The following is an 8,857-nucleotide window of genomic DNA, read 5'->3' as shown; positions in this document are numbered from 1 at the left end:
CCTCGAGCGTGCCCGGCCGGTAGACGGTCTCGAACTCGGCGAGCTTCGGCCGGCGCCCACCCACCGGCCCGCGCGCCACCTCGACACCGTCGAGCAGCAGGGCCACCTCGTCGGCGTCGGCGGCGACCTCGACCGTCACCGGCGCGCCCTCGAAGCCGGGCCACGTCCACGAGTCGACCGAGTCGCTCCACGCCCACGGGGACTGCATCGTGATCGTCTGCCCGTGCCGTTCCGGTCGGAGGACCGCGATGGCCGGCTCGGACCGCAGACCGAAGACGATCTCCCGGTAGTACGACACCGGCCGCCGCCAGCCGATGATGTCGAAGTCGCCGCACCACGCGGTGAGGTACGGGAACTCGCGCTCGAGTGCACCGTTCGCCTCGGGATCTTCAGCGTAGGAGGTCGCACCGATGCCGACCTCGCCGAGGTAGTCCCAGCCGGTCCAGGTGAAGTCACCGATCACGTTCGGGTTCGCCTCGACGAGCGGCCAGAGGTCGCCGATCTGGGTCGGGAAGGTCTCCGAGCCGACGATCACGCGGTGCGGGAACCGCTCGGCATCGCTCGCGTAGCGGCCGTCCGCGTAGTTGAGGCCGAGGACGTCGAGGGCCGCACTGGACTCCTCGGTGCGCGTCGTGACAGCTTCGGAGGAACCGATGAGGCTCATCATGTTCGCGCCCGCTTCGCCCATCAGCTCGTTCAACCCCTGGTCCGACGCCATGATGTCGTCCAGATCGTCGAGCACGGCCAGGGTCGCGTTCACGCCGTTCGTCACGAGTCGTGTCGGATCCAACGCCCGCACGTGCTCGGCGAGTTCCCGCGCCTGGATCGCGCCGTGCGGGGTGCCGACCTCGACGATCTCATTGCCGATCGAGTACATGATCACGCTCGGATGGTTCATGTCCTTCGCCACCATCGACTCCAGATCGGCTCGCCACCACTGCGCGAAGTCGAGGGAGTAGTCGTGGTCCGTCTTGCCCCGACCCCACATGTCGAAGGCCTCGTCCATGACGAGCATGCCGACGCGGTCGCAGGCGTCGAGCATGGCGGGCGACGCCGGATTGTGGGCCGCGCGGATCGCGTTGAAGCCGGCGTCCTTGAGGAGCTGGACACGCCGTTCCTCGGCGCGCGCGATCGACGCTGCACCGAGCGGACCGTTGTCGCTGTGGATACAGGCGCCGCGGAGGAGCACCGGCTCGCCGTTGATGCGCAGACCTTTCCGCGGGTCGACGGTGACCGTGCGGATGCCGTGGACCGTCTGGATGACGGCCGCGTCGTCGGCGGGTCGGTCGTCGACCTCGAGCGAGGTCCGCGCCGAGTACAGCGCCGGTGAGTCGACGCTCCACAGGGCCGGGTCCGGCACGTACAGGCGCTGGCGGATGAGCGCGCTATCGCCTGGCGCGACGGTGACCGGCGTGCGCTCGCCCTCGACCACGCTCCCGTCAGGGCCGGCGAGTTCCGTCGCGAGGATGCGTGCACTCCTGGTGAGACCCCGGTTGACGACGGTCGTCGCCACTTCGAGCACCGCCTGGTCGTCCTCGACCCGGATCGTCGTGATGCGGACACCGTCGGGCTCGATGTGCGTGGGTTCGTCGACGTGCAGGAGGACCGGGCGGTGCAGGCCGGCTCCGGCGTACCAGCGGGAGTCCTGCCCTGCGCGGGTCTCGATGCGCAGCGTGTTCGTCTCGCCGAAGCGGAGGAACGGGGTGAGCTCGACGAAGAAGCGCGCGAAGCCGTCGGCACGATTGCCGGCGAACTCGTCGTTGAGGTACACCATCGCGTGTCTGAACGCGCCCTGGATCTCGAGCCGGACGATGCGACCGGACCACTCGGCAGGGACCTCGAAGGTCTTCACCTGGCTGAAGGCGCCGGCGGGGAAGTAGGCGGCCCCGCCCTTGGCGAGTGCGTCCGGCGACCGCTCGGCGTCGCGCAGGGCGTCGTGCGGGAGGGTCACGGCTCGCGAGTCGTCAGCGCCGCCCTGGACAGCGGCGAAGGGGCCTCGGGGTGCGCGGACGATCCAGTCGCCGGTGAACGGGATGGTGGTCATGACGTGCTCCAGTGCAGATCGGGATGACGAAAGTCTTTCGGCGTCGTGCGCCGTGATCCCGACGGTAAGCGAGACTGCGTGACGTCGTCAACGCGTCGATTCGAAACTGTTTCGCTAGGCTGGGCGCGACCGGCGGCCGCCCGCTGTGGGACGAGGGAGGGGACTCCATGGCACGAACACCGATGACGGGTCCGACGCTGGCGTCGATCGCAGAGCGCGCCGGTGTCTCGATCGCGACCGTCTCGAAGGTGATCAACGGTCGATCGGGCATGTCCGAGGCGACCCGTGCCCGGGTCGAGACGGCCGTGCGCGAGCTCGGGTACCGCCCGACACCCCGGTCGATCCCCGGTGCTCCACGAAGCATCCACGTCGTGTTCGACACCCTGCACAGCGTCTACTCCCTCCGTGTCCTCGACGGCATGGTCGCCGCGGCACAGCGGTCGGACATCGATCTCGTGACGCGGGTGCTGTCGCCCGGTTCCGGCTTCGGGTCCACGGATGCGACCGGAGACGAGGTGGCGCTCGACCGCGGCTTCGTCGACGGCGTCGCGGCGCGAGGTGCGATCGGCATGATCGTCGTCACGACGCCCATCGCCGCCGATGTCGTCGATGCCTGCCTCGACGCGGGCATCGCGCTCGTCGCGGTCGACTCGCCGGATCCGCTCGACCGCTCGGTCGCGAGTATCGGCTCGAGCCACACCGCCGGCGGGCAGCAGGCGGTCGAGCACCTGCTCGATCTCGGCCATCGGCGGATCGCCTTCGTCGGAGGGAACCCGGCGAATCCAGGCCTGCGGGCGCGCGCCGTCGGGTACCGCGAAGCACTTCGCGGGGCCGGTATCCCGCTCGATCCGGACCTCGTCTCCGAGGAGGGGATGGGTACTGCCGGGGACGCCGTCGCGCGCATGCTGGCCAGCGCGGATTCACCGACCGCCGTGTTCGCGACCAACGACGCCGACGCCTTCGCGGTCGTGCGCACCGTCTTGCGGGCCGGCCTCCGGGTGCCGGAGGATGTGAGCGTGGTGGGTTACGACGACACCTACTCGGCCATGCTGACCGTCCCCCGCCTCACCACGGTCCACACGTCCATGCACGACATCGGACGCGCAGCGGTCGACACCCTGCTCCGCCTGCACGCCGGGGAGAAGCCGTTCTCCCACCACCTCGAGCTCGCGACCACGCTCATCGAACGTGAGTCGACGGCGCCCGCCCCGACCTCAATGCCCTGAGCTGCCCGAATCTGCGCGATTCCGCACGGATTTCGAGCAATTCCGGGCGACTCAGTGGGATGAGCGCGACAGGCGGAGGTCGCCGAGGGTGAACCGGCCCGCGGGGAGCGCGGCACGGATCCGGGACTCGTCGAAGCGGCGGGACGGACGGAGGTCCGCAGGGAGTTCCGGTGCGGGTGGAGCTGACTCACTCACGCCCTCGGCCAGCATCTGCGCCTGCGCCTTCGCCACGAGTGGCGTCTTCATGAGGCGTTCCGTCGCGCGCGCGAGCAGGCGGATCGTCCACACGGGGACCGGGACGTACAGCGGGCGGCGTCCGGCCACGTGCGCGATCCGCCGCACGGCCGCACCCAGCTCGAGTTCCTCGGCGCCCATGACCGCGACCGTCGGCTCCGACACCCGGCCCTCGAGTGCTGCGACGAGGACGTCGACGGCGTCCGCGACCGGCACCGGACGCACGCGGCGCTCGCGGTAGCCGACGGTCGCGAACACCGGGAAGGTGCGGACGGCCTTGGTGACGTGATCGACCATGTGGTCGCCTGCGCCGTAGATCATGCCGAACTTGAGGACGGTGTGCGCGATGCCCGAGCCCCGCACGATCTCCTCGGCCGCCCACTTCGTCTCGTGGTACCCGGAGCCGCAGTCGGGGCGCGCGCGGAGGAAGCTCACCAGCACGATGCGACCGACGCCGGCGCGGCGGGCCGAGTCCACGACCGCCCGGGTGCCGTCGACGTGCACGCGCTGGAAGGTCTGCTCGCCGAGCTCCCGGTTGATCCCGGCGCAGTGCGCGACCGCGTCGCAGTCGGCGAACGCGGCGGTCAACGCCTCGACGTCGTCGATCTCCACGCCGGTGCGTCGGGAGACGACGACGATCTCGTGCCCGTCGTGCTGTAGTCGCTCGGCCAGGTGTCGTCCGACGAACCCGGTCCCACCGGTGATGGCCACTCGCATGCTGTCTCCTTCGCTTGTTAGCAATATAGCGAAACTGTATATCGCAATTGTGCTAGATTGCAAACATGGCAGATACAGCGTCGGACATCTTCGCCGCGCTCGCTCATCCGACGCGGCGGCAGATCCTGCAGGACCTCAAGGACGGCGAGCTCGCCGCGGGGGAGATCGCCGCACGCTTCGACGCCACCGGTCCGACCATCTCCCGGCACCTGAGCGTCCTGCGCCAGGCGGGCCTCGTCTCCGAGCGCCGCGATGCGAACCGCATCCTCTACTCACTCGTCGGTGAGCGCCTCGCGCTGTCGGTGGGCGACTTCCTGTCCACCGTCTGTCCGGAGCAGATGGTCCTGCGTGAGGTCCGCAAGCGCCGGACCGCGTAGCTCGATCTCGATCCGGCCCTGAGTCGCCCGAGAGTGTTCGATTCCGCCGCGATCTCGAGCCGTTTCGGGCGACTCAGCGCAGCCCGTGCGTGACGCTGTGGACGATCGTCTGCGTGGCGGCCTGTCCGGCGCGGGTCGGCAGCAGCGCCCAGACGTGGAACTGCGCGGCACCCTCGTGGTAGTCGACCGTGACGCCTGCCGCTTCGGCTCGTTCGACGAGCAACTCGGCGTCGGGGTTGAGGACATCGCGGGTCCCACTCAAGAGCGTGAGTGGTCCGAGCCCGGCGAAGTCGCCGAAGAGGGGGCTCACGGTCGGATCGGTGATGTCCAGGTCGCCACGCCAATGCTCCGCGAACACGCGCCCACCCGGCGTCGCCAGCCAGGGGTCGCTCGGCTGCACGAGCGGGATCCGCGGGTTGCTCCAAGTGAGGTCGAGTGCTGGTGACAGCAGGGTGGTCATCGGGAGGACGACGCCCTCGTCCCGGAGTCGGAGCACAGCCGACAGGGCGATCTGACCGCCGGCCGAGTCGCCCGCGAGGACGGTCGGCCCGTGCCGCTCGATGCTGCGCCGGACCAGCTCGACGACGCCGTCCTGCGCCACGGCCGCGGTGCCGTAGGGCACGAGCGGGTAGATCGGCAGCGTGACCACGGCGCCGGTCTCCGCGGCGATGGTGGCGGCCAGCGTCCAGTGCTGCGGTGCGATCTCGCCGACCCAGCCGCCGCCGTGCGCGTACACGACCCCGCCGATCGCCGGTCGTCGCGTGGGGGACACGGTGTACACCGGCCACTCTCCGAAACGTTCGACGTCGACCCGGACGTCGCTGCGGAGGGTACCGGGCGGACCGTAGGACGCCGGCCGGAGGGTGCGTTCCCGGATCCGGCGGCGCGCGCCGGCCTCGCTCACGAAGGCGCGGTTCGCGCGGATCAGTCGGAGCGCTGGGCCGACGACGACGCCTGGGATGGTGAGCACGGTGCCTCCGCGGTTGACGGGTTCCTGGGTCTCGCCACGGTAGCAGCGCAGGCTGGGCAGGAGTCCCCGTCAGGCTGGAGGTGAAGCGCTCCGACGGGTCTTCGTCGTGGGACACTGGCAGACGGCGTCGACGTGCCGATCGCGCCGCAGCAGCCCGTCCCGAAGGAACCGCATGCCCGAGCTGAACCCCGTCGTCATCGAGCGAGTCGCCTGGGACGACGAGCGGGCCGTGCGGCTCCGCGCCGCGATGGACGAGGAGATGGACGCACGGTACGCGTCGGCCTGGGAGGACTGGGACCACGAGGCTGCCGAGCGAGCGCTGACCGCGTTCACCGTCGATCCTGCCGACATCAGTGCGACCTTCCTGGCCCTCATCGACGGCGAGCCGGTCGGTCACGCCGCCCTGCGCCGACTGCACGGCGAATGGGAGCTCAAGCGCGTCGTCACCCTCCCGAGCCACCGCGGCCGGGGCGTCTCGAAGCGCCTGATCACCGCCGTCGAGGACACCGCCCGTGCCGAGGGGGCGTCCCGCCTCATCCTGCAGACCGGCGACCGCCAGCCCGAGGCCGTGCGGCTCTACGAGTGGCTCGGCTACGAACCCATCCCGATCTACTCGCCGTACGAGGTCATCCCGATGTCGCTCTGCTACGCCCGCCCGCTCCGCTGACGCTCGGCGGCGCGACTGTCGTCGCTAGTGAGCAGCCTTCGCGGGCTGGTTGCGTGAACGCAGGCGCGAGATCCCGGTCACGACCGCGACGACGATCAGACCGAGGACGAGTCCGAACACGGCGGACATCGCGGTGTCGGCGATCCAGACGACGACCGGTCCGGCGGCCTCGATCGCGTGGGTGACGACGTGCAGGAGGTCGTACGGGCCGTGCCAGAACGTCTCGGCGAGGTTCGCGATCACGAGGTGGCCGCCGACCCAGAGCATCGCGACCGTGCCGACGACGCTGATGACGCGGAAGACCGCGGGCATTGACGCGACGATCCGTGCACCGGTGCGGCGGACGCCGCGTGACGGGTTCTTCATGAGCCGGAGTCCGATGTCGTCGATCTTCACGAGCAGGGCGACCGCGCCGTAGACGACCGCCGTCATGACGAGGCCGATGACCAGGAGAGCGCCCAGCGTCATCCAGATGCCGAGCCCGGAGTCGAGGCTGGCGAGGGAGATGAGCATGATCTCCGTGCTGAGGATGAGGTCGGTGCGGACGGCCCCGGAGACGAGCTTCTTCTCGTCGCGGACGTCCTCCTCCGCCTCGGCGTGGTGCATGCCGAACCACTCCATGACCTTCTCCGCGCCCTCGAAGCAGAGGTACGTGCCTCCGATGATGAGGAGGAACGGCAGCACCCAGGGCGCGAACGCCGTGAGCAGCAGGGCGATCGGGATGATGATGACGAACTTGTTGATGAGGCTGCCGCGGGCGATCCGCCACACGACCGGCAGTTCTCGAGCGGGGGTGAGCCCCTGCACGTACTGCGGGGTGACGGCCGCATCGTCGATGACGACGCCGGCGGTCTTCGCACTCGCCTTGAGGGCTGCGCTGAGGATGTCATCGACAACGGCGAGCAGGCCGACCGACATGTGCTTCTCCTTGGCTCGGGGGTCACGCCGCCGCGGGCTCGGCAGGGACGGAGTCCACAGTACTGTCGTGATCGCTGAAGGGTGTACTGCTGGACACTCCCTCGCCGACGTGCACGGCCGTAGCGTCGTCCGTATGCAGATCCAACCGAAACCCGCGACGATCAAGAACCCCGCCGAGCAGTTCACCGGCGACGTCTACCTCGACCTGCTGGCCGCGCCGCAGCAGGACGGCCAGCACATGGTGGTCGCGAAGGTGCGGTTCCTCCCCGGCGCCCGCACCGCATGGCACTCCCATGCCAACGGGCAGACCCTCCACGTCACCGAGGGCGTCGCCCTCATGGGCACGCGCGACGGTACCGTTCTCGTCGTCCAGCCGGGCCAGACGGTCTACACCCCGCCCGGCGAGGAGCACTGGCACGGAGCCACGCCCGACGACTACATGGAGCACCTCGCGATGTTCGAGCGGGCGGACGACCCGGCCGCGAGCACGACCTGGCTCGAGCACGTCGCCGAAGCCGACTACCACCGCCCCTGACCGACTGCCTGACCGCGACCCCGCTTCTCCGCTGTGGAGAAGCGGGCGTCCTCCCCAGAGGTAGGGAGGCCTCCCTTCCATGCGGATGCCACCCCGGTACTGTTGGCACTCACGACAGATTGGGGATTTCGAATGGTCGAGACCACACCGCGCCGCTCACGGTCGGCAGTGCTCGCACTGACCTTGACGATCGGAACGCTCGTCGCGGCGGCGATCATCGGCGGATACTTCATCATCGTCGGCGATCAGGCCGACATCGCCGGGCGGGTCTGGCTCACGCTGCTGCTGCTCGCGGCCTTCGTCGGGGCCGTGTCGCTCGACGCCGCAGCCGGCCACGGACCCAACAAGTGGTACCTCGCGGTGTCGACGTTGGTGAACATCTTCCTCGTCACCGTCGGCCTCCTGAAGCTGTGGAACGGGTGGCTCCAGCCGCCGAACACCTCCGACGGGTTCGTCTGGTCCACGCAGATCATGCTGTTCCTCGGCATCCTCATCATCGTGCGTCTGGCGCTCATCATCATCCAGGTGTACTTCCTCCACTTCGTCACCCGCGCCACGTCCACCGTGGTCAGGGCCACCGGCATCGTGACGATCGCGCTCATCATCGCCACGGTCCTCGTGCTCGTGCTGCCCATGGCGTTCCCAGAGGGCACCTGGGCTGACTGGTGGTGGCGCATCGCCGCGGCCACGACACTCGCTGCGGCGATCTCCGCCGTGATCCCCGTCATCGTCCGGGCGTTCTCGCCGAAGCCGGAGGGCGAGCGGGTGTCCTACGGGCAGCAGCCGTACCGTCCGGAGGTGTACCAGCAGGCCGCACCCGGCTACCCGGTTCAGAGCTACCCGGGGCAGCAGGGCTACCCGGGCCAGCAGCCGTACCAGGGGCAGCAGCCGTACCAGGGGCAGCCGTACCCGCAGCAGCCGCACCAGGGGCAGCAGCAGCCGTACCAGGGGCAGCAGCAGCCGTACCAGGGGCAGCAGCAGCCGTATGGCGGCCAGCCGAACCCCGGCCAGTATGGGCAGGGGCACCCCGGGCAGGGCTACCAGGGGCAGCCGCACCAGGGGCAGCCGGCCCCGCAGCAGCCGGGCCAGCAGTGGCCCGCTCCGTCCTGGCAGGGCTCCGCGCCCGGGCAGCCTGCTCCGGCACAGCCCGCGCCGCAGCAGTGGGGGCC

Annotated in this window: 9 protein-coding genes; 5 read left to right on the top strand and 4 right to left on the bottom strand. The window is 69.9% G+C overall.

Annotation, left to right across the window (positions count from 1 at the left end; all coding sequences use genetic code 11):
* Nucleotides 1–2,044, bottom strand: a 2,044-nt coding sequence (locus tag IFT89_RS18955) for a glycoside hydrolase family 2 TIM barrel-domain containing protein (RefSeq protein ID WP_202939742.1), incomplete at its 3' end; no start/stop codon positions are given.
* A 167-nt stretch (nucleotides 2,045–2,211) separates the two neighbouring features.
* Between IFT89_RS18955 and IFT89_RS18950 the strand changes: the two genes are divergently transcribed.
* Nucleotides 2,212–3,270 carry a LacI family DNA-binding transcriptional regulator gene (locus IFT89_RS18950; protein ID WP_202939741.1) on the top strand — a complete coding sequence of 353 codons (1,059 nt, stop codon included), beginning with the start codon at nucleotides 2,212–2,214 and terminating at the stop codon, nucleotides 3,268–3,270.
* A 51-nt stretch (nucleotides 3,271–3,321) separates the two neighbouring features.
* On the opposite strand, the gene IFT89_RS18945 is transcribed toward IFT89_RS18950, so the two are convergent.
* A complete protein-coding gene (locus IFT89_RS18945; RefSeq protein ID WP_202939740.1) occupies nucleotides 3,322–4,221 on the bottom strand; it encodes an NAD-dependent epimerase/dehydratase family protein in 900 nt (299 codons plus the stop codon).
* A 65-nt stretch (nucleotides 4,222–4,286) separates the two neighbouring features.
* Between IFT89_RS18945 and IFT89_RS18940 the strand changes: the two genes are divergently transcribed.
* A complete protein-coding gene (locus IFT89_RS18940; protein ID WP_064295846.1) occupies nucleotides 4,287–4,598 on the top strand; it encodes a metalloregulator ArsR/SmtB family transcription factor in 312 nt (103 codons plus the stop codon).
* A gap of 73 nt (nucleotides 4,599–4,671) precedes the next feature.
* Here the strand turns inward: IFT89_RS18940 and IFT89_RS18935 are convergent, their stop codons facing one another.
* Nucleotides 4,672–5,568, bottom strand: a complete 897-nt coding sequence (locus IFT89_RS18935) for an alpha/beta hydrolase fold domain-containing protein (RefSeq protein WP_202939739.1) — start codon at nucleotides 5,566–5,568, stop codon at nucleotides 4,672–4,674.
* Between the two features lie 172 nt (nucleotides 5,569–5,740).
* Here IFT89_RS18935 and IFT89_RS18930 point away from each other — a divergent pair, with 172 nt between their 5' ends.
* Nucleotides 5,741–6,235, top strand: a complete 495-nt coding sequence (locus tag IFT89_RS18930; protein ID WP_202939738.1) for a GNAT family N-acetyltransferase — start codon at nucleotides 5,741–5,743, stop codon at nucleotides 6,233–6,235.
* A gap of 24 nt (nucleotides 6,236–6,259) precedes the next feature.
* Here IFT89_RS18930 and IFT89_RS18925 read toward each other — a convergent pair whose 3' ends face one another.
* Nucleotides 6,260–7,153, bottom strand: coding sequence for a DUF808 domain-containing protein (locus tag IFT89_RS18925; RefSeq protein ID WP_202939737.1), 894 nt, complete (start codon nucleotides 7,151–7,153; stop codon nucleotides 6,260–6,262).
* 133 nt (nucleotides 7,154–7,286) lie between these two features.
* Between IFT89_RS18925 and IFT89_RS18920 the strand changes: the two genes are divergently transcribed.
* Nucleotides 7,287–7,688 carry a (R)-mandelonitrile lyase gene (locus IFT89_RS18920; protein ID WP_202939736.1) on the top strand — a complete coding sequence of 134 codons (402 nt, stop codon included), beginning with the start codon at nucleotides 7,287–7,289 and terminating at the stop codon, nucleotides 7,686–7,688.
* Between the two features lie 132 nt (nucleotides 7,689–7,820).
* A partial coding sequence (locus IFT89_RS18915) for a hypothetical protein (protein WP_202939735.1) occupies nucleotides 7,821–8,857 on the top strand: 1,037 nt, incomplete at its 3' end.

It is taken from the genome of Plantibacter sp. CFBP 13570 (genome assembly GCF_014841395.1).
Classification (GTDB): Bacteria; Actinomycetota; Actinomycetes; order Actinomycetales; family Microbacteriaceae; genus Plantibacter; species Plantibacter auratus.
The sequence above is the reverse complement of the archived record's forward strand: the minus strand, read 5'-3'. Positions and strand labels throughout refer to the sequence as shown.

What these genes read in the sequence shown, in the direction of transcription:
- IFT89_RS18950 (WP_202939741.1), top strand. Translation starts at nt 2,212, where the DNA reads ATGGCACGAACACCGATGACGGGTCCGACGCTGGCGTCGATCGCAGAG.
- IFT89_RS18945 (WP_202939740.1), bottom strand. Translation starts at nt 4,221, where the DNA reads ATGCGAGTGGCCATCACCGGTGGGACCGGGTTCGTCGGACGACACCTG.
- IFT89_RS18940 (WP_064295846.1), top strand. Translation starts at nt 4,287, where the DNA reads ATGGCAGATACAGCGTCGGACATCTTCGCCGCGCTCGCTCATCCGACG.
- IFT89_RS18930 (WP_202939738.1), top strand. Translation starts at nt 5,741, where the DNA reads ATGCCCGAGCTGAACCCCGTCGTCATCGAGCGAGTCGCCTGGGACGAC.
- IFT89_RS18925 (WP_202939737.1), bottom strand. Translation starts at nt 7,153, where the DNA reads ATGTCGGTCGGCCTGCTCGCCGTTGTCGATGACATCCTCAGCGCAGCC.
- IFT89_RS18920 (WP_202939736.1), top strand. Translation starts at nt 7,287, where the DNA reads ATGCAGATCCAACCGAAACCCGCGACGATCAAGAACCCCGCCGAGCAG.